This window comes from Actinomadura livida (assembly GCF_014648675.1).
GTDB lineage: Bacteria > Actinomycetota > Actinomycetes > Streptosporangiales > Streptosporangiaceae > Spirillospora > Spirillospora livida.
Genome location: NZ_BMRO01000003.1, coordinates 508545 through 532103 on the forward strand (window position 1 = coordinate 508545; position 23559 = coordinate 532103).

The 23559-nt window shown below is 71.6% G+C and carries 23 protein-coding genes and 2 pseudogenes; 4 read left to right on the forward strand and 21 right to left on the reverse strand.

Annotated elements, in window-relative coordinates; genetic code table 11:
* Positions 1 to 68: 68 nt before the first annotated feature.
* The 3 genes from pyrH to rpsB all read right to left on the reverse strand — a co-directional run bounded on the left by pyrH (position 69) and on the right by rpsB (position 2903).
* Positions 69 to 770, reverse strand: coding sequence for a UMP kinase (gene pyrH / locus IEZ03_RS09035; protein ID WP_132053634.1), 702 nt, complete (start codon positions 768 to 770; stop codon positions 69 to 71).
* Positions 771 to 996: 226 nt separating this feature from the next.
* Positions 997 to 1833 (reverse strand): translation elongation factor Ts, encoded by an 837-nt coding sequence (tsf, locus tag IEZ03_RS09040; RefSeq protein WP_184887020.1) that lies wholly within the window; start codon positions 1831 to 1833, stop codon positions 997 to 999.
* A gap of 83 nt (positions 1834 to 1916) precedes the next feature.
* Entirely contained in the window at positions 1917 to 2903 is a 987-nt protein-coding gene (gene rpsB / locus IEZ03_RS09045; protein ID WP_184887022.1) for a 30S ribosomal protein S2, read from the reverse strand.
* Between the two features lie 389 nt (positions 2904 to 3292).
* Here rpsB and IEZ03_RS09050 point away from each other — a divergent pair, with 389 nt between their 5' ends.
* Positions 3293 to 3982 (forward strand): murein hydrolase activator EnvC family protein, encoded by a 690-nt coding sequence (locus IEZ03_RS09050; RefSeq protein ID WP_184887024.1) that lies wholly within the window; start codon positions 3293 to 3295, stop codon positions 3980 to 3982.
* Between the two features lie 312 nt (positions 3983 to 4294).
* Here IEZ03_RS09050 and IEZ03_RS09055 read toward each other — a convergent pair whose 3' ends face one another.
* Entirely contained in the window at positions 4295 to 5206 is a 912-nt protein-coding gene (locus IEZ03_RS09055; RefSeq protein WP_229808156.1) for a tyrosine recombinase XerC, read from the reverse strand.
* A gap of 155 nt (positions 5207 to 5361) precedes the next feature.
* On the opposite strand from IEZ03_RS09055, the gene IEZ03_RS09060 reads away from it, so the two are divergent.
* The 3 genes from IEZ03_RS09060 to dprA are packed head-to-tail and all read left to right on the forward strand — an operon-like array spanning position 5362 to position 8453.
* Positions 5362 to 5715 (forward strand): YraN family protein, encoded by a 354-nt coding sequence (locus tag IEZ03_RS09060; RefSeq protein WP_184887028.1) that lies wholly within the window; start codon positions 5362 to 5364, stop codon positions 5713 to 5715.
* Complete coding sequence (locus IEZ03_RS09065; RefSeq protein WP_184887030.1) at positions 5716 to 7269, forward strand: YifB family Mg chelatase-like AAA ATPase; 1554 nt, start codon at positions 5716 to 5718, stop codon at positions 7267 to 7269.
* Positions 7266 to 8453 (forward strand): DNA-processing protein DprA, encoded by a 1188-nt coding sequence (dprA, locus tag IEZ03_RS09070; RefSeq protein ID WP_184887032.1) that lies wholly within the window; start codon positions 7266 to 7268, stop codon positions 8451 to 8453. Before IEZ03_RS09065 ends, dprA begins: the two co-directional genes overlap by 4 nt.
* A gap of 478 nt (positions 8454 to 8931) precedes the next feature.
* Here the strand turns inward: dprA and IEZ03_RS09075 are convergent, their stop codons facing one another.
* From IEZ03_RS09075 to IEZ03_RS37715, 17 genes and pseudogenes are all read right to left on the reverse strand, one after another.
* Positions 8932 to 9246: a DUF2469 domain-containing protein gene (locus tag IEZ03_RS09075; protein WP_184887034.1), complete on the reverse strand. Its 315-nt coding sequence runs from the start codon at positions 9244 to 9246 to the stop codon at positions 8932 to 8934.
* Positions 9243 to 9968 (reverse strand): ribonuclease HII, encoded by a 726-nt coding sequence (locus IEZ03_RS09080; RefSeq protein ID WP_184887035.1) that lies wholly within the window; start codon positions 9966 to 9968, stop codon positions 9243 to 9245. The genes IEZ03_RS09075 and IEZ03_RS09080 overlap by 4 nt, the downstream gene beginning before the upstream one ends.
* A gap of 54 nt (positions 9969 to 10022) precedes the next feature.
* Positions 10023 to 10937 (reverse strand): signal peptidase I, encoded by a 915-nt coding sequence (lepB, locus tag IEZ03_RS09085; RefSeq protein ID WP_229808157.1) that lies wholly within the window; start codon positions 10935 to 10937, stop codon positions 10023 to 10025.
* A gap of 201 nt (positions 10938 to 11138) precedes the next feature.
* On the reverse strand, positions 11139 to 11489 hold the full coding sequence (rplS, locus tag IEZ03_RS09090) for a 50S ribosomal protein L19 (RefSeq protein WP_131956169.1): 351 nt from the start codon (positions 11487 to 11489) through the stop codon (positions 11139 to 11141).
* A gap of 118 nt (positions 11490 to 11607) precedes the next feature.
* A pseudogene (trmD, locus tag IEZ03_RS09095) lies at positions 11608 to 12165 on the reverse strand (tRNA (guanine(37)-N(1))-methyltransferase); the annotation flags it as partial.
* 438 nt (positions 12166 to 12603) lie between these two features.
* Positions 12604 to 12864, reverse strand: a pseudogene (locus tag IEZ03_RS09100) (tRNA (guanosine(37)-N1)-methyltransferase TrmD); the annotation flags it as partial.
* A gap of 79 nt (positions 12865 to 12943) precedes the next feature.
* On the reverse strand, positions 12944 to 13459 hold the full coding sequence (gene rimM / locus IEZ03_RS09105) for a ribosome maturation factor RimM (protein WP_184887037.1): 516 nt from the start codon (positions 13457 to 13459) through the stop codon (positions 12944 to 12946).
* A gap of 11 nt (positions 13460 to 13470) precedes the next feature.
* On the reverse strand, positions 13471 to 13713 hold the full coding sequence (locus IEZ03_RS09110; protein ID WP_021598307.1) for an RNA-binding protein: 243 nt from the start codon (positions 13711 to 13713) through the stop codon (positions 13471 to 13473).
* 2 nt (positions 13714 to 13715) lie between these two features.
* Complete coding sequence (gene rpsP, locus IEZ03_RS09115; protein WP_132050316.1) at positions 13716 to 14165, reverse strand: 30S ribosomal protein S16; 450 nt, start codon at positions 14163 to 14165, stop codon at positions 13716 to 13718.
* 219 nt (positions 14166 to 14384) lie between these two features.
* Positions 14385 to 15974: a signal recognition particle protein gene (gene ffh, locus IEZ03_RS09120; protein WP_184887038.1), complete on the reverse strand. Its 1590-nt coding sequence runs from the start codon at positions 15972 to 15974 to the stop codon at positions 14385 to 14387.
* 125 nt (positions 15975 to 16099) lie between these two features.
* Positions 16100 to 18472 carry a [protein-PII] uridylyltransferase gene (locus tag IEZ03_RS09125; RefSeq protein WP_184887039.1) on the reverse strand — a complete coding sequence of 791 codons (2373 nt, stop codon included), beginning with the start codon at positions 18470 to 18472 and terminating at the stop codon, positions 16100 to 16102.
* Between the two features lie 8 nt (positions 18473 to 18480).
* On the reverse strand, positions 18481 to 18819 hold the full coding sequence (locus tag IEZ03_RS09130; RefSeq protein ID WP_132050311.1) for a P-II family nitrogen regulator: 339 nt from the start codon (positions 18817 to 18819) through the stop codon (positions 18481 to 18483).
* A gap of 2 nt (positions 18820 to 18821) precedes the next feature.
* On the reverse strand, positions 18822 to 20192 hold the full coding sequence (locus IEZ03_RS09135; protein WP_184887040.1) for an ammonium transporter: 1371 nt from the start codon (positions 20190 to 20192) through the stop codon (positions 18822 to 18824).
* Positions 20193 to 20352: 160 nt separating this feature from the next.
* On the reverse strand, positions 20353 to 21507 hold the full coding sequence (gene ftsY, locus IEZ03_RS09140) for a signal recognition particle-docking protein FtsY (protein WP_184887041.1): 1155 nt from the start codon (positions 21505 to 21507) through the stop codon (positions 20353 to 20355).
* Between the two features lie 223 nt (positions 21508 to 21730).
* The gene (locus IEZ03_RS09145; protein WP_184887042.1) at positions 21731 to 22390 is read right to left on the reverse strand and encodes a DivIVA domain-containing protein; all 660 of its coding nucleotides are present in this window, start codon (positions 22388 to 22390) and stop codon (positions 21731 to 21733) included.
* 5 nt (positions 22391 to 22395) lie between these two features.
* Positions 22396 to 23034 (reverse strand): FAD-binding oxidoreductase, encoded by a 639-nt coding sequence (locus IEZ03_RS37710; protein WP_308427955.1) that lies wholly within the window; start codon positions 23032 to 23034, stop codon positions 22396 to 22398.
* A 6-nt stretch (positions 23035 to 23040) separates the two neighbouring features.
* Positions 23041 to 23559, reverse strand: coding sequence for a globin domain-containing protein (locus IEZ03_RS37715; RefSeq protein WP_221480840.1), 519 nt, complete (start codon positions 23557 to 23559; stop codon positions 23041 to 23043).

Below are 23559 nucleotides of genomic sequence, written 5' to 3' on the forward strand. Positions count from 1 at the left end.
TCGGCCCTAATCCTAGGGTTCCACACTGCGCTCCGCGCCGCCTCACGCACTGCGGTTCCCGGCTGTGGTCAGCCTTCGGCCGGACTGACCAGCGTGCCGATCTTCTCACCCCGGACGGCCCGGACGATGTTGCCCTGCCCCATGAGGTCGAAGACCACGATGGGGAGCGCGTTGTCCATGCAGAGGCTGATGGCCGTGGCGTCCATGACCTTCAAACCCCGCTGTAGAACTTCACCGTAATCCAAACGGTCGAATTTGACCGCGTCTGGATTCTTTCGCGGATCGGCGTCGTAGACACCGTCCACTTGAGTCCCCTTCAGGACGGCCTCTGCACCGATCTCCAGCGCGCGCTGGGCGGCGGTGGTGTCGGTGGAGAAGAACGGCTGCCCGAGACCCGCGCCGAAGATGACGACGCGGCCCTTCTCCAGGTGCCGGATGGCGCGACGCGGAATGTACGGCTCGGCGACCTGGCTCATGGTGATGGCGGTCTGCACGCGGGTGTCGAGGCCCAGCTTCTCCAGGAAGTCCTGGAGGGCGAGGCAGTTGATGACGGTGCCGATCATCCCCATGTAGTCGGCGCGGCCGCGGTCCATGCCGCGCTCGGCCATGACGGCGCCGCGGAACATGTTGCCGCCGCCGCAGACGACCGCCACCTGCACGCCCTCCCGGACCGCCTCCGCGATGGCCTCCGCCACGTGCTGGACGATCTCGGGGTCGATGCCGAGGGGCTCGCGTCCGGCGAACGCCTCGCCGGACAGCTTCAGCAGCACCCGCTTCCAGCCGGCGCGCGGGGCGTGCTGGACGGACGCGTCCGCGCCGGTCCCGGGCCGACCGGACGCACCGCCGCCGGCCCCGGCCCGGCCGGCCGCGCCGCGTGCCGGCGCGTCCCGATCGGACGACGAGGCCGCCGTCGCGCTAGTGGTCGTCTTGTCCGGCACGTCGGCGGCCTCCTCGTTCCTTCGCGATATCTGTCGGGCATCCCTCTCCAGGATGCCCCTACGCCTGCCCGACCTTGAAGCGGGCGAAGCGGGCGACCTGCACACCGGCCTCGTCGAGGACCTTCGCGATCGTCTTCTTGCCGTCCTTCACGAACGCCTGCTCCAGCAGGACGAAGTCGCGGAAGTAGGCGTTGACCCGGCCCTCGACGATCTTCGGGATGGCCTGCTCGGGCTTGCCCTCGTCGCGGGTGAGCTGCTCGGCGAGCGCCCGCTCCTTCTCGATCGCCTCGGCGGGGATCTCGTCGCGGGTGAGGTACTTGGGCGCCATCGCCGCGATCTGCTGGGCGACGTCCTTGGCGACCTCGGCGTTCTCGCCGTCCAGCTCGACCAGGACACCGGTGGTCGGCGGCAGGGACGGGTCGGACTTGTGCAGATAGCTGGCCACGTAGGCGCCCTTGAAGTGGGCGAAGCGGCGCAGTTCCACCTTCTCGCCGATCGTGGCGCTGTGCTCCTCGATCAGGGCCTGGACGGTCTTGCCCGGCTCGATCTCGGCGGCCAGCAGGCCCTCGGCGTCGGTGGCGCCGCTGCCCGCGGCGAACTCGACCAGGCGGTCCGCCAGCCCGATGAACTGGTCGTTCTTGGCGACGAAGTCGGTCTCGCAGTTGAGTTCGAGGAGCGCCCCGTCACCGGAGTTCGCAAAATACTCGGCGACCAGCCCGTTGGCGGCGGTGCGCTCGGCGCGCTTGCCGACGTCCTTGGCGCCCTTGAGCCGCAGCAGCTCGGTCGCCTTGTCGAAGTCGCCGTCCGCCTCGGTGAGGGCGTTCTTCACGGCCATCATGCCGGAGCCGGTCAGGTCGCGCAGCCGCTTGACGTCGGCGGTGGTGAAGTTAGCCATCGCTCTCTTCGCTTCTCTCGTCGTTGGTCGTGGGACCCGCGACGGCCCGGCGGTGCCCCGGAAGGGCCCGCCGGACCACGGGATCAGGCCTGCTCGGCCTCGGCGGCCTGCGGAGCGTCCTGCGCTTCGGCCGGGGCCTCCGGGGCCTCCGGGGCCTCAGCAGCGGCTTCCGGAGCCTGCGCCTCCGGAGCCTGCGCCTCCGGCGCCTCGGCGGGCGCGGCGGCCTGCTCGCCCTCGGCGGGGGCCTGCGCCGTCGCCTCGGCGGCCTCCTCGGCCGGCTTGTTCTCCAGCAGCTCGCGCTCCCACTCGGCCAGCGGCTCGGCGCCACCGGCGGCGGCGCCGCCGGCCGGCTTCTCGTCCCCGCCGGACGCGGCGCCCGCGCGGGCGATCAGGCCGTCGGCCACGGAGTCGGCGACGACGCGGGTCAGCAGGCTGACGCTGCGGATGGCGTCGTCGTTGCCCGGAACCGGGTAGTCGACCTCGTCCGGGTCGCAGTTCGTGTCGAGGATCGCCACGACCGGGATGCCGAGCTTCTTGGCCTCGTTGACCGCGATGTGCTCCTTCTTGGTGTCCACGATCCAGATGGCGCTCGGAACCTTCGCCATGTCGCGGATACCGCCGAGGGTGCGCTCCAGCTTGTCCTTCTCACGCCGCAGCCCGAGAAGCTCCTTCTTGGTCATGCCGGAGCCGGCCACGTCGTCGTAGTTGATCTCCTCCAGCTCCTTGAGCCGCGTGAGCCGCTTGTGGACGGTGGAGAAGTTGGTGAGCATGCCGCCCAGCCAGCGCTGGTTGACGTAGGGCATGCCGACGCGGGTCGCCTGCTCGGCGATGGACTCCTGGGCCTGCTTCTTGGTGCCGACGAACAGGATCGTGCCGCCGTGGGCGACCGTGGCCTTGACGAACTCGAAGGCGCGGTCGATGTAGGACAGCGACTGCTGGAGGTCGATGATGTAGATGCCGTTGCGCTCGGTGAGGATGAAGCGCTTCATCTTCGGGTTCCACCGGCGGGTCTGGTGACCGAAGTGGACGCCGCTCTCAAGGAGCTGCCGCATGGTGACGACGGGTGCCATTGCCCGTGCTCTCCTTCTCTGGCCCTGCCGGGCCGCATTTGGTTGTTGCCTACGCCCGGGTGTCGCCCCACCGTCGCCGTGGCGACGGACCGAGGGACGGCGCCCCACCATGTCTTCGGTGGCATGCGGACGCGTGAAATCAGCCGCCGGGATACCCCAGGCGGCTGTGCCCGTTACCGGGTCCGTGACCTCTCCGCTCACCGGGAGCGGCTTCTCACCGCCCCGCCCTGGGGACGGATCGGCGACGGCCTGGCCCTGGCCGGTGTCCTTTCGGGCACTCCTACAGATTATCAGGGCCCGGACGCGTCCGGGAATCAACGCCCAGCGCGGTTATCCACAGTTGGCGGCGGGGCCTCCGGGCGGTGCTGCGAACCTGCAGGCTCGGGTCCATGACGCTGTTGACTCTGCTCCTGACCTGTGTGATCACCGCCGGGACGCCGGGCCTGGACGCCTGGCGGTGGCCGTTAGGGCCGCCCGCCCCGCAGGTCGTCCGGGGCTTCTCACCGCCCGCGTCCCCGTGGGGTCCGGGCCACCGGGGCGTGGACCTCGCGGCGCGAGCGGAGCAGCCCGTCCACGCGGCCGGACCCGGACGCGTCTCGTATGCCGACCGGCTGGCCGGACGCGGCATCGTCGCGATCGACCACGGCACGCTGCGCACCACGTACCTGCCCGTCCGTCCCAGCGTCCGCGTGGGCGGCCGGGTCGCGTCCGGCACCCGGATCGGCGTTCTGGAGGAGGGGCACTCCCATTGCCCCAAGCCCTGCCTGCACTGGGGTCTACGCCGCGGCTCCCTGTACCTGAACCCGCTCGACCTGGTGCAGCGCCAAGTCCGCCTGCTTCCCGTCTGGCAATCGCCCTCGCCGCCGCCACGCGCCCCGGAACCTTCCTCTGAGCCGAGGATGACCCTCCGCGACGCGACCACGGCGACGGGAGGGGCACTGACCGGCATGGCCTTGACCTTAACCTTGGCCTTCACCTGGCGCCGCACCCGTGCCCGCTACCGCCTGCACAGCCGGCGCCGCCCACCGGAGGGCGTGGTCAACCTCTCCGAAGAACGCCGTCTACGCCGCACCCTCTGACCCCAGGCCCCCGCCGATCCGACATACAGGATCGGCGGGGGCGGAGGCGTTCCTAAGTGCATCCAGGAACAGGCCGACGGTGCGCGATCGCGGGGTTGGACCCGGTGCACGTCGGCCTGCCGATACTGCTGCGGCGAATCGAGTGCCAGATTGTGCCGTGGAGTCGGGGATCCACTAACGGTGGAAACGAGCGCGGCCCCCGTTCCCGCCCGCGGCCGAGCAGCAGGAGCCAAGGTGTGGCCGCCTGCGCTCCCAGCAGGCACGGGACCACTGAAGCCCGCCCTGGCCGCCTCGGACGGTACCCGCAGGCCCCTAGTCCGCCTGGGAGCCGCGAGGGTGGGCTCGGCGGTGGACCTGTTTGAGTCGCTCGGCCGATACGTGCGTGTAGATCTGCGTGGTCTGCAGGGAGGCGTGGCCCAGGATCTCCTGAACGCTTCTCAGGTCGGCTCCGCCTTCGAGCAGGTGGGTGGCGGTGCTGTGGCGGAGTCCGTGCGGGCTCAGGTCGGGCACCTGGCCGACCTCGGCGATTCGTGCGTGGACGATGCGCCGTGCGCTGGTGGGGTGGAGGCGTCCCCCGCGGGTGCCCAGGAAGAGGGCCGGGCCGCTGTCCTCAGTCGCCAGTGCGGGCCGTCCTGCGCGTAGCCAATCCTGGATGGCGCGGGCGGCGGGCTCGCCCATGGGAACGGTGCGTTCACGGCCGCCCTTGCCCAGGACGCGAATGGTTCCGCGGCCGGCGTCCAGGTCGTCGATGTCGAGACCGCACAACTCACTCACCCGCACACCCGTCCCGTAGAGGACCTCCAGGACGGCCAGGTCTCGCAGGCCCACGGGCCCCTGTGCGTCCATCTTGTCGAGGAGGTGCGCGGCACCGTCCTGGGTGATGACCCCGGGCAGGGCACGCTGCCGTTTGGGCGTGCCGAGCAGCAGCCCCGGATCGTCCTGGAGCACGCCGCGCCGGTGCAGGTGACGGGTGAACGCGCGGGCGGCGGCGGTCCGGCGGGCAAGGGTGGCGCGGGAGCGGCCCAGTGCGTGCTGACGGGCGAGCCAGGCGCGAAGCAGCGACACGTCGAGTTCCGCGGGCTCCGTCACGCCGAGGTCGGTGGCGTAGGCGATCAGGTCGCTCAGGTCACCGCGATAGGCCCTCGTCGTGTGCGGCGAAACGTCACGCTCCGCGCGCAGATGGCGTTCGAATTCGGAGAGTGCCTCCTCTAGCGCGTTGCTCACAGGCGTCACGCTGCGCCAACGGCCTCCGCGAAGCAAGGACCTCAGACCGTTTCGCGCGAGTCGCCGGGATTGCTCTCCCGAAGTTATCCACAGGCAGTCGTTTCTCGGCGACGCAACGTCACCCTCCGGCAGCGTCGAAGGCCGGAGGTGAGGCCATGAGAGCCCATATCAGTCTCGGCCGGCGCGGCGAGGACGCGGCGGCCGACTACCTGGCCGGACTCGGCTGGACGATCGTCGAGCGCAACTGGCGGTGCGACGGCGGCGAGCTCGACATCATCGCCCACGACGGCCGCGGCCACGTCGTCTGCGAGGTGAAGACCCGCGGCTCGGCACGGTTCGGCGACCCCCTCGAAGCGATCACCACGGACAAGGCGGCCCGGCTGCGGCGCCTGGCCGGGCGGTGGGCCGCCGAACACGGCGCCGGCGGCCCGCGCGTGCGGGTGGACGTCCTCGGCCTCGTCGCGGACGGCGACGGCTTCTCTATCGACCATCTGCGGGAGGTGTGCTAGGTGACGCTCGCCAAGACCCGCTCGGTCTCCCTCGTCGGTGTCGACGGCTTCGTGGTGGACGTGGAGGCGGCGATCACCAGCGGCGTCCCGGGCCTGCACCTGGTCGGCCTGCCGGACACGGCGCTCAGCGAGGCCCGCGACCGGGTCCGCGCCGCGATCTTCAACTCGGGCGAGGACTGGCCCAACCGGCATGTGACGGTGTCGCTGTTCCCGGCGAGCATGCCGAAGAAGGGCTCGACCTTCGACATCAGCATCGCGATCGCGTTGCTCGCGGCGGCCGAGGCCGTTCCCGCTCGGGCGTGTGCCGGGCTCGTGCTGATCGGTGAACTCGGCTTGGACGGACGCCTGCGCCCCATCCAGGGCGTCCTGCCCGCCGTGCTGGCCGCGGCGAACCAGGGCTGCCACACGGTCGTCGTCCCGAAGGCCAATGCCGCCGAGGCGGAACTCGTCCCGGGAATGAAGGTGGTATCCGCGAGCACTCTGCGCGGCCTCCTGTGCCTGTTGCGAGACGAGCCGCCGCCCATCGAGGAGGACGAGGAAGACGGCCCGTCCCCGCCCACGGACAATCTCGCCCTGCGGCAGCAGGACATACCGCCCGACCTCGATCTGAACGACGTGCGCGGCCAGGCAGAGGCACGCCGGGCGCTGGAGATCAGCGCCGCAGGAGGTCACCACCTTTTCTTCGCCGGCCCACCCGGCTGCGGGAAGACCATGCTCGCGGAACGGCTGCCGACGCTGATGCCGCCCCTGGAACCCGACATCGCGCTGGAGGTCACCGCGATCCACTCCGTCGCCGGGACCCTCCGGCCGGGGCAGCCGCTGATCACGCAACCGCCGTTCTACGCGCCGCACCACACCGCTTCGCGCGCCTCGATGGTCGGCGGCGGCTCGGGCCGCGTCCTCCAGCCGGGCGCGGTGTCCCTCGCGCACCGAGGGATCCTCTTCCTGGACGAGGCTCCCGAGTTCATCGCGGGCACGCTCGACGCCCTCCGCCAGCCGCTGGAAGAGGGCGAGGTCCGGATCAGCCGGATCGAGGGCATGGCGCGGTTCCCCGCCCGGTTCACGCTCGTCCTCGCGGCGAACCCGTGCCCGTGCGCCGCGGCCAAGCAGATCGACTGCTCCTGCGCGCCCGGTGTCCGCCGCAAGTACGCGTCCCGCCTGTCCGGCCCGCTTCTCGACCGCATCGACCTCAAACTCGAACTGGCGCCCGCGACCCGGGCCGAACTCCGCTACGACCTGGAGTTCGCGGAGTCCAGCAAGGTCGTCGCCGAACGTGTCCAGCTCGCGCGGGAACGGACGCTCAGACGCCTCGCAGGCACCCCGTGGCGGTCCAATTCCGAGATCCCCGGACCGGAACTGCGCCGCCGCTTCACACCTCCGGCCGACGCGATGCAGGGCGCCGATGAGGCCCTGCAGCGGGGCGCGCTCAGCGCACGCGGCCTCGACCGCGTCCTGAGGGTCGCCTGGACGATCGCGGACCTGGCGGGCCATGACGAACCCGGCCCGGACGACGTCGGCGGCGCGCTCATGCTGTGGTCGGCGGGGCGCCCATGAGCGACGAGCGAACCGCCCGAGCCACCCTCACCGCCGTGGCGGAGCCCGGCGACACGTTCCTCAACCGGATCATCGACCATTCCGGTGCGGAGCGGGCACTCGAATCGATCCGCACCGGCACGCTGCCCGACGGCGTCATCGCCGACGCGAAGGAGGTCAAGCGGCTCGGCCAATGGCGCATCCGGCTCATCGCCGCCGAACCGGACCAGGACATGGCCGTGTGCGCCCGGTTCCGCGGCCGCCTCATCTGCCCGGGAGACCCCGAATGGCCGACGACCCTCGACGACCTCGGCGACGGACGCCCGTACGCCCTGTGGCTGCGCGGCCCCGGCGACCTGCGCTACGGCTGCCTGCGTTCGGTCGCCGTCGTCGGTTCCCGCGCCGCGTCCCCCTACGGGCTGCGCGCAGCCGCCGACTTCGCTTCGGAGCTGGCCGACCGGGGCTGGACGGTGATCTCCGGCGGCGCCCTCGGCATCGACGCCGCCGCGCACCGCGGCGCCCTGGCCGCCGACGGCTCCACCGTCGCCGTCCTCGCCAACGGCGTCGACGTCCCGTACCCGGCGTCCAACGAGGGCCTGTTCGCGGAGATGGCCCGGCGCTGCCTCCTGGTGAGCGAGTCGCCGCCGGGCACGCACCCGCATCGCCTGAGGTTCCTCGTCCGCAACCGCGTCATCGCCGCCCTGTCCCGCGGGACGGTCCTCATCGAGGCGGAAGCCCGCAGCGGAGCGCTCAACACCGCGGGCTGGGCGGCCAGGCTCGGCCGCGTCGTCATGGCCATGCCGGGTTCCGTCACCAGCCGGACGTCGGTCGGCTGTCACCGGCTGCTGCGCGAGGAGGGCACCACCCTCGTCACCCGCACGGAGGAGATCATCGAGGCGGTGGGGAGCATCGGCACGGACCTCGCCCCGCCACCGCACACCCCCGTCCTCCCCCGCGACCGCCTCGAACCGGTCACCCGCGCGGTCCTGGAAGCGTTCCCCGCCCGCGGCGCCACCGGCCCCGCCCAACTCGCCGTCAAGGCGGGCGTCGACCTGACCACGATCAACGCCAAACTCGGCCTCCTTGCAGCGGCGGGCTTCGTAGAACGCGTATCCGCAGGCTGGCGCCTAACCAAGTCAGCAAAAACCCCCAAACCCCTGACCGACACCCCGACCCACCCCACCCCTCCCCCACACCCCCCATGACCCCAAACCCGACCAACCGGCCCAACCGGTTCCCGCACCAGCCACCGCGAGCCAGTCAATCCCTCCGGCCGCCCACGCCCGGAGCGGCACGGAACGGAAGCGGCGCACGCACCCATTCCTCAACCAAGTGACCACCACGTCGACACAGACAAGGCGCCGTAGACGTCTTCCAGACGTCAACCTCGGCCAAGGCCGCCCCAGCGTGTATGCAACCACCCCAGCACGAAGCGACCACACGAACACCCAGGCAGACAACCGAACTAAACCCCCCGCACGAGACCCCCGCATCGGACATCAGACCGAGCAACCGAACCCGAGCGACGCGCACACGAAACGAGCGGAGTGAGGTGTCGGAGAGAGTGCCGCGTCGCGTTGTGGGTGGGTGGTGCGCGGTTGGTGGTCGCGGTCGTCGTCTTCGGCTGGGGTGGGGGGCGGCGAGTGCGCGCTGGGACGAGGGGAGGTGGGATGCCCTAGTCGGTTATCGGTTTGCGGGGAGTTCGAAGTCGGTTTTGGCGAGTTCTTCGACGTTGACGTCCTTGAACGTGACGACACGCACGTTCTTGACGAAGCGGGCAGGGCGGTACATGTCCCAGACCCAGGCGTCCTGCATCGTGACCTCGAAGAAGGTCTCGCCGTTGTCGGTGGTGCGGACCTGGAGGTCGACCGAGTTCGTGAGGTAGAACCTTCGCTCGGTTTCGACGACGTAGGCGAAGAGCCCGAGAACGTCGCGGTACTCGCGATAGAGCTGCAGTTCCATCTCGGTCTCGTACTTCTCGAGGTCTTCGGCGCTCACGCTCGTGCCCCTTCCGTGCGGTCCTCGCCGGGGATCTCCCCTTCGGTCTCCTCCACCAGCTCCACCTCTCCATTGTTACGCAGGGCACGGCCGACGTTGACGTAGGAGAAGCGATGTTCAGGACAAGGTCCGTGCGCGGCGAGCGCTCTGCCGTGCGCCCGGGTCACATAGCCCTTGTGGAGGTCGAACCCGTACTCCGGGTAGCGCTCATGAAGATTCACCATGATCCGGTCTCGGGTGACCTTCGCGACGATCGAGGCCGCCGCAACACAGGCCGCGACCTGGTCGCCCTTGATCATCGCGAGCCCGGGGACGCTCAGGCCGGGGACCGGGAATCCGTCACTGAGCACGTAGGCGGGCTGCTCGTCCAGGGCGGCGAGGGCCCGCCGCATCCCCGTCACGTTGCAGCGGTGGAGGCCGAGCCGGTCGATGTCGTGGCACGGGATGACCACCGCGCTCCACGCCTGCGCGCGCTCGGTGATCTCGGCGTACAGTTCCTCGCGGCGCGCGGGAGTGAGCAGCTTGGAGTCGGTGAGGCCGTCGATCCTGCGCCGTCCGCCGCGAAGCATCACCGCCGCCACGACCAGCGGGCCCGCGCACGCTCCCCGTCCGGCCTCGTCGACGCCCGCCACCGGACTGAACCCGGCGTGCTCCAGGGCACGCTCATACCGATGCATCCCGGCGTCGCGGCGCGGCGTGAAACGAAGCGGACGACCTTTCATGCAACGCAGCGTACGTCCCGACAGCACCTACCGCTCCGGAACTTCCCTTCCCGCTTAAGGCGCGCTCGCGTTGGTGAGCGGCGGTCGCGGTTTCTTGTAGTGGCGGCGGCGGAGGTAGGCGAGAGGGAGGGTGCAGAGGACGCCCAGGGCATAGGGGGTGGCGGGGAGTGCGGCTGCGGCCGGCACTGCCAGGCCGCGCTGCTTGAAGGTGTCGGGGATCGGGAGGGTGTCGGCGCGGTCCAGGGGCCAGACGATGACGAAGGCGCGGCCGATGACGCGGTCGACGGGAATGGTGCCGCCGCCGGGGTCGCCGCGGTGGGAGCGCGAGTCGTAGGAGAGTTCGCGATGGTCGCCCATGACCCAGAGCTGGCCCGGCTTCACCGTGACATCGAACGGATCGTTGGACGGCTTGTTCCGCTCGTTCGTGATCGGGTCGGTGTAGAGGTAGGAGTTCTCGTCCAGCGGGACGCCGTTGACGGTGACCCGTCCCTGCGCGTCGCAGCACTTCACGCGGTCGCCGGGGACGCCGATGACGCGCTTGATGTAATCCTTCTCGTTGGGCGCGACACCGAAGGCCGTGCCGATCGCGCGCAGCACCTTGGAGACGGGGTTGCCGGGCTCGTCCACCTGGATCTCGGGGTCCCAGGAGTCGAGGCCGTTGAAGACGATGACGTCACCGCGGGCGACGTCACGCGTGTGGTAGACGATCTTGTTGACGAGGACCCGGTCGCCGACCTGGAGGGTGTTCTCCATGGAGCCGGACGGGATGTAGAAGGCCTGCACCGCGAACGCCTTGATGACCAGGGCCAGGACGACGGCGACCACGATGAGGATCGGGAGCTCTTTCCAGAACGAGCCCTGCTTCTTCTCTTCCTTCTTGCCGTCGTCCTCGGAGTCGTCGCCCGTCTCCTCGGCCGAGTCCACAGGCTCCTTCTCCTCGGGCACCGCGCCCTCGGCTTCGGATCGCACGTCTCTCCGATCGTCCTCGTCAGTCATCAGAGCGAAAGCCTAGCGGCGTGGGCCCCGCGGGACGCCTCCCGTGGGCGTGTCGCCGGCGTTCAAGGCGGACTTCCTCCTCCGGAACCGGCAACGCCCCGGTCACCGTTACGGGGTCCCGGGGCGTCGTGGTTCATCAGCTCTTGTTGTCCTGTTCGCGAGCGAGGAGGGGGCTCAGTTCTCCCGCTTCTCCTTGATGCGGGCCGCCTTGCCGCGGAGGTTGCGCAGGTAGTAGAGCTTGGCGCGGCGGACGTCGCCGCGGGTGACGACCTCGATCTTGTCGATGGAGGGGCTGTTGATCGGGAACGTCCGCTCGACGCCGACGCTGTAGCTGACCTTCCGGACGGTGAAGGTCTCGCGGGCGCCGCCGCCCTGACGCCGGATCACCACGCCCTGGAAGACCTGGATACGGCTCCGGTTACCCTCGGTGACACGCACGTGAACCTTCAGCGTGTCGCCCGGACGGAAGTCCGGGACGTCGGCGCGCATCGCGGCCTTTTCGATCTCCTGGATCAGGGTGTGCATCGCAGAGGTTCCTCATGGTCGAACGCGGGCGCCGAGAGGCCCCGGTGGATCGTGCGTGGGGGCGTCGCGCCGCGGAATGTGGTCGTGGGGTGCCGTGCGGTCTGGACGCACGGACGCTTTAGTCTGCCATATCTTCGCCGTCAACCGGAAAACCGGCCTCGCGGAGCACGGCGCGATCATGCTTGTCGAGGGCCTCCGGATCGAGGCGGGAGAGCAGCTCGGGACGGGTCCGCGCGGTCCGGCGGAGCGCCTCGTCCCGTCGCCAGCGGGCGATCGCGCCATGGTGTCCGGACAGGAGGATGTCGGGCACGGGCCGCTCGCGCCAGACCGGGGGCTTGGTGTAGACGGGGCCCTCCAGCAGCGATTCCATGGCGCCGGGCGCGAAGGAGTCGTCGGCGACGGAGTCGGCGTTGCCCAGGACACCGGGCAGGAGCCGCCCGATCGCCTCCACCATCACGAGGACCGCGACCTCTCCGCCGGCGAGCACGAAGTCACCGAGGCTGACCTCGTCCACCGGCATGCGGGTGCGGGCCTCCTCGGCGACACGCGAGTCGATGCCCTCGTAGCGGCCGCAGGCGAACACGAGCCACGGTTCGGCGGCGTACCGGACCGCATCGGCCTGCGTGAACGGCCGCCCACTCGGTGTCGGAATGATCAGCCGCGGCGGCCCGAGCTCTCCCGTCCCCCGGCCGCCCGCCGTCTCCCCGGACACCGCACCGCCTGTCGCCACACCACCTGTCGCTGCACCCCCGGATGCCGCACCGCCGGGCGCCCTGCCACCGAGTGCCATGCCGCCGAGTGCCATGCCGCCGGGTGATGCGTTACCGTCCTCCCGCCCGACAGCTTCACTGCCGGACGCCCCGCTGGTTGCTGCGGTACCGGAAGCTTCGCCGCCGGAAGGCGCGTTGCCGGACGTCCCGCCAGCCGCCGCCGCGTTGCCGGGCCTTCCGCCGGACGCTGCGTCGGCGGAGGCCGTGCCGGGTGCTCCGTTGCCGGGTGCGGTGGCGGGAGACGCCGGGTTGAGGGTTTCTGGCCGCGAGGATCCCGCGTCCGATGTGGTCGCACCGGACGTAGTCGAAGACAGGAGGCCCGCGGGGGACGCACCGGAGGCCGGCCGCGGGGAGTTCTCGTCGACGCGGCCGGAGAGCGGCGGGACCAGGGCGTCCAGGGCCTCGCCCCATGGTTCCGGCCTCATGACCATGCCGGGGCCGCCGCCGTACGGGGTGTCGTCCACGGTGCGGTGCCGGTCGTGGGTCCAGTCGCGCAGGTCGTGGACGTGCACGTCGAGGATGCCGGCCCGCCGCGCCTTACCCAGGAGGGAGATGTCCAGGGCACCGAAGTACTCGGGGAAGATCGTGATGATGTCGAGTCTCATCGGAGTCCTTCCGAGGAAGTCTCCGCTTCGGCACGGAGAAGGCACCGGCTCCGCAGAGCAGCGAAGACACTCGCGCGCTTTAGTCAGAGGGGTCGAGCAGGCCGGGGGGCGGGGTTATTACCAGCCGCCCCCCGGGGACGTCCACTTCGGGGACGATCGCTGCCACGAAGGGGACCAGGCGTTCGCCGGTGGAGCCCCGTACGACCAGGAGGTCCTGGCCGTGGTGGAGGATGTCGGCCACCTCGCCGACGGCGCCGCCGTCGGCGGTTACGACGGTGAGGCCGATCAGTTCCTGGTCGTGGTAGTCGTCCGGGTCGGTGGACGGGGCGATGTCACCGGGGTCGACGACGAGCCAGGTGCCGCGGAGGGCCTCCGCGGCGGACCGGTCGCCGATCCCGGCGAAGCGCACGAGCAGGCGCCCCGAATGCCAGCGGGCGCGCTCGATGGTGAGGGGGCCGGTGGGCGCGGGGTCGGTGGCGATCGTCGTGCCCGCGGCGAACCGGGACTCCGGCTCGTCCGTGCGGACATCGATGGCGACCTCACCGCGGATCCCGTGTGCCCGTCCGATCCGTCCCACCACGAGCGGTTCGCTCATCGGGACGCCACTCAGCGGACCTCGTTGACGTCGAGCAGGTCAACGCGCACGTAGCGGCCCCCGGACAGGGCGCTGATCACGGTGCGCAGGGCCTTGGCGGTACGACCGCTGCGGCCGATGACCTTCCCGAGGTCCTCGGGGTGCACGCGCACCTCGAGGACCCGGCCGCCCCTGATCCGGCGGGCGCGGACCCGGACGTCGTCCGGGTTCTCCACGATCCCGCGGACCAGGTGCTCGAGCGCTTCTTCGAGCACGGTCAGCCCTCGCTCTTAGCTTCGGTGGTCTCGGCGGGCTTCGCCTCGGACTTCTTCGGCTCGGCCTTCTTCTTGCCCTTGGCCGCCGGGGCCGGGGCCGGGGCGTCGCCCATCGACTCCTTGACGGCCGCCTCGAACACGGCCTTCTTGTCGGGCTTGGGCTCGGCGACCTTGAGGGTGCCCTCGGCACCCGGCTCGCCCTTGAACTTCTGCCAGTCGCCGGTGATCTTCAGCAGGTTGAGCACGGGCTCGGTCGGCTGCGCGCCGACGCCGAGCCAGTACTGCGCCCGCTCAGAGTCGATCTTGATGAGGGACGGCTCCTGCTTGGGCTGGTAGAGCCCGATCTCCTCGATGGCGCGCCCGTCACGCTTGGTGCGGGCGTCGGCGACGACGATCCGGTACTGCGGGTTCCGGATCTTCCCCAGACGCTTGAGCTTGATCTTGACTGCCACGGGTGTGGTGCACTCCAGACTTCATTACGGGTGGACGGGCCCGTGCCAGGTGGGGAACACCGGCTCACGGCCGTCCGATGGACTCCGGCCGCGCAGGACGAGAGAGGGCGCCTCGCGGATCCGGGTTTCCAGCAAGCCATTCTGCCAGACGATGGCGGCGAAAGCGCAATCGCACGATGCCGTGTCCGGGACGCGCCCGCCCGAGGGCGGAACGAGCGGTCACTTCTTCTTGCGGCCCTGCAGTTTGCCCAGGTCGGGCATCTGGAAGCCGGGCGGGAGCTGGCCGCCGCCGAGGCCCGGGGGAAGCTGCCCCCCGCCGAGGCCGGGCGGGAGCCCCTGGGGCATCGCGTCGGCCGCGGGCTGCTGGTCGTCCTGGCGGCCCTTCCCCCCGGCGGCGCGCTTGCGCGGGTCGCCGCTGCGCTGCTTGCCCTTCTTGTTCTTGGCCGCCTTCGCCTTGGCCGCCTTCTTCCGTCCGCCCGGCATCCCTGGCATGCCGGGAATGCCCATCCCCCCGGCCATCTGGCGCATCATCTTCTGCGCGTCGAAGAACCGGGTGACCAGGCTGTTGACCTCGCCGACGCCGACGCCGGAACCGCGCGCGATGCGGGCCCGCCGCGAACCGTTGATGATCTTGGGCTGGGCGCGTTCCTGCGGGGTCATCGAGCGGATGATCGCGGCGATGCGGTCCAGGTCCCGGTCGTCGATCCCGCTGATCTGGTCCCGGACCTGCCCCATGCCCGGCATCATGCCGAGCAGGTTCCCGATGGGGCCGAGCTTGCGGATCATCATCATCTGCTCGAGGAAGTCCTCGAGCGTGAAGTCCTCGCCGGAGGCGAACTTCGTGGACATCCGCTCGGCCTGCTCGGCGTCGAACGCCTGCTCGGCCTGCTCGATCAGGGTGAGGATGTCGCCCATGTCGAGGATCCGGCCCGCCATGCGGTCCGGGTGGAAGACGCTGAAGTCCTCCAGCTTCTCCCCCGTCGAGGCGAACATGATCGGCCGGCCGGTGATGTGCCGCACCGACAGCGCCGCGCCGCCGCGGGCGTCGCCGTCGAGCTTGGTGAGGACGACGCCGTCGAAGCCGACCCCGTCCACGAACGCCTGGGCGGTGTTGACGGCGTCCTGGCCGACCATGGCGTCGACGACGAACAGCACGTCGTCGGGCTGGACGGCGTCGCGGATGTCGATGGCCTGCTGCATCATCTCGGCGTCGATGCCGAGGCGGCCGGCGGTGTCGATGACGACGACGTCGTGCTGGGCCTGCCGCGCGTGGTCGATCGAGCGGCGCGCGACGTCGACCGGGTCGCCGACCCCGTTGCCCGGCTCGGGGGAGAACACCGCGACCCCGGCCCGCTCGCCGACGACCTCGAGCTGCTGGACGGCGTTGGGCCGCTGCAGGTCGGCGGCCACGAGCATCGGGGCGTGGCCTTCCTGCTTCAGCCAGCGGGCGAGCTTGCCGGCGAGGGTGGTCTTGCCCGCGCCCTGCAGGCCCGCGAGCATGATCACGGTGGGCGGGGTCTTGGCGAGCTTGATCCGGCGGGTCTCGCCGCCGAGGATGTTGATGAGCTCCTCGTTGACGATCTTGACGACCTGCTGCGCCGGGTTCAGCGCCTGCGAGACCTCAGCGCCCCGCGCCCGCTCCTTGACCTGCGCGATGAAGTCCTTGACCACCGGCAGCGCGACGTCGGCCTCGAGCAGCGCGATCCGGATCTCCCGGGCCGTGGCGTCGATGTCGGCCTCGGAGAGCCTGCCCTTGCTGCGCAGCGACGAGAAGACCGTCGTCAACCGGTCGGAGAGCGTCTCGAACACGTGTCTGGACCGTCCTTGGAAAGCTTCTGGGATCGTCTATCAGCGTATCGGGTCACCGGCCGAGCCCCACCCGTCTCGCCGAGCCCTTTCCGCGGCCGCCCGGCGGTCGCCGGGAAACGCGCGGGTCAGCGCAGGGACGCGAGGATCCCGGTCCGCACATCGGCCAGGACGGCGGGGTCCTCCACCGGGCGGCCGCGCTCGTCCACCACGTAGAAGACGTCGACGGCCTCGGCGCCGAGGGTGTCGACCCGAGCGGCGCGGACCCGCAGGCCGCACGCGCCCAGCGCCTGCCCGATCCGCCAGAGCAGCCCTGGCCGGTCGTGGGCGCGGACCTCGATGACGGTGGCGGTGCGGGACGCGTCGTCCACGATCAGCACGCGGGGCGGCGGGACCGTCACGCCCGGACGCACCCGGGCCGACCTCGCTCGGCGTTCGAGCAGGCCGGCCACGTCGAGCCGGTCGGCGAGCATGCGCCGCAGGTCCGCCTCCAGGCCGGCCGGGTCGGGCGGCGTCCCGTACTCGGGGACGGCGGTGAAGTCCAGGACGGCGGTCCCGGCGGAGTCCTCGGTGGACGAGATCGTGCGGGCGGTCTTCACCGCCAGCCGGTGCAGGGCGAGGACGCCGGCCGCGCGCCACAGCAGGCCGGGGCGGTCGGGCGCGGCGATGGTGATGCGGGAGCCGCTGACGCGGACGGCGCCGCCGTCGTGGCGGACGAGGGCCAGCCGGTCGGGGCCGGGGCCGGGGGCGGGCGGCGGTGTCCCGCCGGCCAGCGCGGCGGCGGAGCGGCGGGCGAGTTCGGCGACGAGCCGGGCCTTCCAGGCGCCCCAGGCGGCGGGGCCGGTGGCGTTGCCGTCGGCGATCGCGAGGGCGGCGAGCAGCTCGATGATCTCGCGTTCGCGGCCGGGCACCTCGGCGACGGCGGCGGTGACGGTCCGCACGGTGACCGGGTCGTCGATGTCGCGGCGGGTGGCGGTCTCGGGGAGCAGCAGGTGGTGGCGGACGAGCGTCTCCAGCACGCTGACGTCCTCCTCGGGGAAGCCGAGGCGGGCGCCGAGGTCCCGGGCGACGACGGCGCCGCTGGTGGAGTGGTCGCCCGGCCAGCCCTTGCCGATGTCGTGCAGGAGCGCGCCCACGAGGAGCAGGTCGGGCCGGGAGACGTCGCGGGTGAGCGCGGCGGCGCCCGCGGCGGCCTCCACCAGGTGGCGGTCCACGGTGAACCGGTGCACGGGGTTGCGCTGCGGGCGGTTGCGGACGCGTTCCCAGTCGGGCAGCAGCCGGACGACCAGCCCCGCCTGGTCGAGGGCCTCCCACACGCCGATGGCGGCTGGACCGGCGCCGAGCAGCGCGACGAGGGCGTCGCGGGCCTCGGCGGGCCACGGCGCCGCAGGCAGGGCCGCGTGCTCGGCGAGGCGGGAGACCGTGGCGGGGGCGAGCGGAAGGCCCGCCTGGGCCGCGGCCGCGGCGACGCGGAGGACGAGCGCGGGGTCGTCCAGGTCGGCGTTCCGCGCGAGCACGACCTCGCCCTCGTGCTCGACGGCGCCGTCCCCGACGGGACGCCGCTCCACGCCACGCCGCTGACCACCGGGCCGCTGGCCACCGGCCCGCTGGCCACCGGGCCGCCGGCCCTGGGACGCGGTGAAGCGGTCGACGCGGCGCCACAGGTGGGAGGCCGCGTAGGTGATCGTGCGGGCGGCCTCCGCGATCGAGCGCTGCAGGACGTCCCTGTCCAGCAGGCCGAGGGCGTGCGCGACCGCCTCCTGCTCCTGCAGGACGAGCCGGTCGGTGGACCGGCCGGTGACCTCGTGCAGCGCGTGCCGCACGTCGAGGAGCAGGTCGTGGGCGTCCCGGACCTGCCCGCCCGGGGCGGACGCCACCCAGGACGCGGCGACGGCGTGCATGACGTGGACGTCGCGGAGCCCGCCGCGCGCCTCCTTGAGGTCGGGCTCCTGCAGGAAGGCCAGCTCGCCCTGCCCGTCCCAGCGCTCGCGGCACATCGCCGACAGGTCGGCCAGCCGGACGGGCGCGTCGGCCCGCCAGTCGGCGAGGACCGCGGCGCGCAGTTCGTCGGCGAGCGCGTGGGCGCCCGCGATCCGGCGCGCCGACAGCAGCCCGAGTGCGGCCTTCAGGTCGCCGCGCGCGACGGTGCGGGCCTCGTGGACGGTGCGGACCGAGTGGTCGAGCCGCAGCCCGGAGTCCCAGACGGGGTACCAGATCCGGTCGGCGATCCCGGCGATGTCGGCCCGGCCTCGGTGCAGCAGGACGAGGTCGAGGTCGCCGCCGGGGGTCAGGTCGCGGCGGCCGTGGCTGCCGACCGCGATGAGCGCCACGCCGTCCGGGGTGCCGCCGGCCGTGAGGAGGGAGCCCAGCCAGCGGTCCAGTTCCGCGGCGCGGGAGGCCCGCGCCGCCGCGAGGGCGGCACGGGCGGTTCCCGCCCCGTCCGCCCCGGTACCGCCCGGTCCTGCCGGGCGGTCTCCGGGGCGCGGGGTGGCGAGGGTCACCGGGACGCCTACAGGGCTTCCGGCCCGGTCTCGCCGGTGCGGACGCGGACGACCGTGTCGACGGGAACGGCCCAGACCTTGCCGTCACCGATCTTGTCGGTGCGGGCCGCCTTGACGATCACGTCGATGATGTCGTCGGCGTCCGCGGAGTCGACGAGGACCTCGATCCGCAGCTTGGGCACCAGGTCGACCTGGTACTCGGCGCCGCGGTAGACCTCGGTGTGCCCCTTCTGCCGGCCGTAGCCGCTGGCCTCGCTGACCGTGAGGCCCTTGACGCCGAAGGTCTCCAGCGCCTTCTTGACCTCGTCCAGCTTGAACGGCTTGATGACCGCCGTGATGAGCTTCATCCCTACGCCTCCACCTTCTTCGCCGCGCCCTCGGGCTTGTCGGCGTCCCCGCCGGCCGGGGCGGGCGCGGCGGCCGCGGCCAGCGTCGCACCGGAACCGCCGCCCGTCCGGATGGTGCCGAAGTCGTAGGCGGTCTCGGCGTGCGCCGTGCTGTCGAGGCCGGCGGCCTCGTCGTCCTCGCTGACCCGGAAGCCCATCACCAGGTCGATGATCTTGGCGATGATGTAGGTCGCCACGAACGAGTAGGCGAGGGTCGCCACGACCGCGATCGCCTGCTTGCCGAGCAGCGACACGCCGCCCCCGGCGAACAGGCCGTCGGCGCCGCCCTCGTTGACGGCCGTGGTGGCCAGGACGCCGATGAGCAGGGCGCCGACGATGCCGCCGACCATGTGGACGCCGACCACGTCGAGCGCGTCGTCGTAGCCGAGCTTGTACTTGAGGCTGACCGCGAACGCGCAGACGGCACCGGCGACGAGGCCGATCGCGATGGACCCGAGCGGGGTCACGAACGCGCAGGCCGGGGTGATCGCGACGAGTCCGGCGACGATGCCGGACGCGAGGCCGAGCGTGGTGGACGAGCCGTCCCGCAGCTTCTCCACGACGATCCAGGCGAACGCGGCGGCACAGGTCGCGCCGATGGTGTTGATGAACGCGATGCCCGCGATCTCGTTGGCGGCCCCGGCCGAGCCGGCGTTGAACCCGAACCAGCCGAACCACAGCAGACCCGCACCGAGCAGGACGAACGGCAGGTTGTGCGGGCGCATCGGCTCCTTCGGCCAGCCCCGGCGCTTGCCGAGGACGAGCACCAGGGCGAGCGCCGCGACGCCGGCGTTGATGTGGACGACGGTGCCGCCCGCGAAGTCGAGTGCGCCGAGCTCGAAGATCCAGCCGGCCTTGCCGCCCTCCTCGCCGTCCGACCACCACACCCAGTGCGCGATCGGGAAGTAGACGAGCGTCGCCCAGACCACGGTGAACACGACCCAAGCCCCGAACTTGGCACGGTCCGCAACGGCTCCGCTGATGAGCGCGACCGTGATGATGGCGAACGTGGCCTGGAACGCCACGAACGCCAGTTGCGGGATTCCGGTCCCGTCGTCGGCGGTGGCGACGGTCTCCAGCCCGACCAGCCCCCACTCGCTGAACCCGCCGACGAAGGAGCTGAGCCCGCCGCCCGACGTGAAGGCCATGGACCAGCCGTAGGCGATCCACACCATGCCGACGGTGGCGATGCTGACGAAGCTCATCATCATCATGTTGAGCACGCTCTTGGCCCGGCTCATGCCTCCGTAGAAGAAGGCCAGGCCCGGTGTCATCAGCAGAACGAGCGCCGCGCTCGTCAGGATCCACGCGGTGTTACCGCTATCGATCTTCATCTCTGAGAGAGTCCCTCCTCGCCAGGGAACGTGACTGCTCAGAGACTCTGGCGCGGCCGTTTCACCCGATCGGCTGCTACGTTTCCGCGGTGTGAAAACCGGCCCCGGCGTGTTTCGCCGGTGTTTCTAAATCCTCACATAGCGATTTTTTCGGCAAATGTCAGTCACCGAGAATGGCGTCCACGAACGCCTCCGGCTCGAACGGCGCGAGATCGTCGGGGCCCTCCCCGAGCCCGACGAGCTTCACCGGGACGCCGAGCTCCCGCTGCACCTGGACGACGATGCCGCCCTTCGCGGTGCCGTCCAGCTTGGTCAGCACCACGCCGGTGACGTTGACGACCTCGGCGAACACGCGGGCCTGCTGCATGCCGTTCTGCCCGGTCGTGGCGTCCAGGACGAGCAGGACCTCGTCGACCGTGGCCTGCTTCTCCACGACGCGCTTGACCTTGCCCAGCTCGTCCATCAGTCCGGTCTTGGTGTGCAGCCGCCCGGCGGTGTCGACGATCACGACGTTGACCTTGCTGTCGATGCCCTGCTTGACCGCGTCGAACGCGACGCTCGCGGGGTCGGCGCCCTCCTCCTTGCGGACGACCTGCGCCCCCACGCGGCTCGCCCACGTCTCCAGCTGGTCCGCGGCGGCGGCGCGGAAGGTGTCCGCGGCGCCGAGCAGCACGGTCTTGCCGTCCCCGACGAGGACGCGGCCGAGCTTGCCGCAGGTCGTGGTCTTGCCGGTGCCGTTGACGCCGACGACCAGCAGCACCGCCGGACGGCCCCCCGCCGTCTCCGTCTTCAGGGAGCGGTCCAGATCCGGGCCGATCTGCTTGACCAGCTCCTCCTTGAGCAGCTCCCGGACCTCGCCCACCTCGCGGGTGCCGAGCACCTGCACCCGCGTCCGCAGGTCGTCGGTGATCTGCCGGGCCACGGCCGCGCCCATGTCCGCGGTGATCAGGGTGTCCTCGATCTCCTCCCAGGCGTCCTCGTCGAGCGTCTCGCGCGACAGGAGCCCGAGGAGGGTCTTGCCGAACGTGTTCTGGGAGCGGGCGAGCCGGGCGCGCAGCCGCACCAGCCGGCCCGCGCCGGGCGGCGGCTTCTCGATCTCGACCGTGGGCCGCGGCGCCGGAACCTCCGTCGGCGGCGCCCGCTCGATCGTGGGGGCGCCCGCGTCCCCCTCCTCGGCGACGGTCGCGCCGCCCGTCCGCTCCGCGGGGCGTTCGGCGGGCGGACGCGGCCTTCCACGACGGGGCCGCAGCAGCACGACGCCGCCGACGATCAGAGCGACGGCGGCCAGCGCGGCGATGACGATCAGATATTCCATAGCGCTCCCAGTTTTCCAGAGTGTGTCGCCCAGGGGGCGGCCCCCCTGCTAGCCCAGGGGGGCCACCCCCTGGAACCCCCGCTCCGCACGGGCTGAGGTCGCTCCAAGAAACAGGGAGTGACCCGGCCAGAAACCATAGAACCCCGTCACGAGCCGGTCGAACGTCATACCGACGCGGTCCGGCGGGGATGGGCTCAGGCCGGGTCGTTGGCAGGTCTGTCCATCAGGGTGTTGGCCAGGGGACGGGGGTCGAAACTCGTTCCGCGTTCTCCCACTCGTCGACGTTGCGCAGAAGGGCCTCCAGGTAGGAGCGGAGGTGGGTGCGGTAGACGTCGCTGTAGGTGCGGAGGTAGGCGATCTCGCGTTCCATCGCGCGGCGCTGGTCGTCCGGCTGCGCGTCGGCGGTGGGTGACGGCGTGTGTTCGCGGACGGCCGCGTCGGCGACTGCGGCGGCCTTGCGGTGGGCGTCCTCCAGCATGTGCTCGGCGCGGCCCCTGGCGTCGGACAGGATCGCCTCGCGCTGCAGCCTGGCCTCGTGGGCCAGTTCGCGCGTGTAGCGCTCGGCGTCCGCCACGTACAGGTCGGCGGTCTGCTGGGCCTGCGAGAGGATTCGGACGGCCTGGAAATGGGCGTCCTCCGGGGCCATGACGCCCTGGGCGCCCTTGGCCGCCTGGGCGCGCAGCCGGTTGACCTCCTCGGCGAGGGCCGCCTGGTCGGTGAAGATCTGGACGACTTGCCGCTCGACGTAGGCCAGGAAGTTGCGGACCTGTTCCTCGTCGTACCCGCGGCGGCCGAGGGCGGCCCGGGCGAAGACCACCGACCGCAGTTCGCCCGGGGTCAGCCGCGCGCCCTCGGAGACGACGGGAAGGTTCGGGGAGTTCAACGCGCTCACCTCTGTGCGTCGGCGAAGGTTTCCAGCCGGATGCGATCACGCGGCACGCCGAGCCGCGCCAGCTGCTCGACCGTGTGCCCGACCATCGCGGACGGCCCGCACACGTAGGCGTCGTGGCCGTCCCAGGGGCCGTGCCCGGCCACGATGTCGGACAGGTTCCCGTGCTCGACGTCGCCGCCGCCCGCCCGGCCCCCGGACTGGAGCCGCGCGGTGAAGCCGTGGCCGCCGGACTCGTCCGACACGGCGGGCACGACGGTGAGCCAGGGGAACTCGCCGGCCAGTTTGGTCAGGTCCTCCAGGTCGTACAGGCCGTCCCTGGTGCGGGCGCCGAAGAACAGGTGCACCCGCGGCGGGTCGGGGCGGAGCGAGATCTGCTCCAGGATCGCCTTGAGCGGGGCCAGGCCGGTGCTGCCCGCGACGAGCAGGACGTCCCTGCCGGACGACTCGTCGAGGGTGAGCGTGCCGACCGGGGCGCCCATGCGGACCCGGTCGCCGGTCTCGGTGCCCCGCACCAGGACGGGGCTGACCGGGCCGCCGTCCACGAGCCGGACGTGGAAGTCAACGGTGTGGTCGGGGCGGGGGGCGTTCGCCATCGAGTAGTACCGCCAGTGCCGCAGCCGGGACGGGACCTCCAGCGCGACCTACTGGCCGGGCCGGTAGGGCAGCGGCCGGTCCGGCTGGACGCGCAGGACGCAGATGTCGAAGCGGCGCCGCTCGACCGCGATGACCTGGCCGTTCCACCAGGCGGGGCTGCTCAGCGCGTCCTCGTCGGCGGCTTCCAGCATGACCTTGGCGACGAGGCTGTAGGCGGCGTTCCAGTCGCTCTCGACGTCGTCGGTCCAGTCGGGGCCGCTGAAGTGCCGCAGGGTGGCGATGAGGCTGGCGCCGACGTGCGGGTAGTGCTCGGAGACGATGCCGAACCTGCGGTGGTCGCGGCCGAGCTGCTGGAGGAACGGTACGAGTGCGGGCAGGTCGTCCGCCTGGGAGACGATGTGCCCGAGGGCGCGCAGCAGCTTGTCGCGCTGCCCGCGCATGCCGATCGGGAACATGTCGCGCAGATGGGGGTTGCGGACGAACAGGTCGGAGTAGAAGAACAGGGCGACCGCGTCCCCCTGCTCGGCGACCCGGTCGAAGCTCGTTTTCAGGCGTAGGGCGTCCAT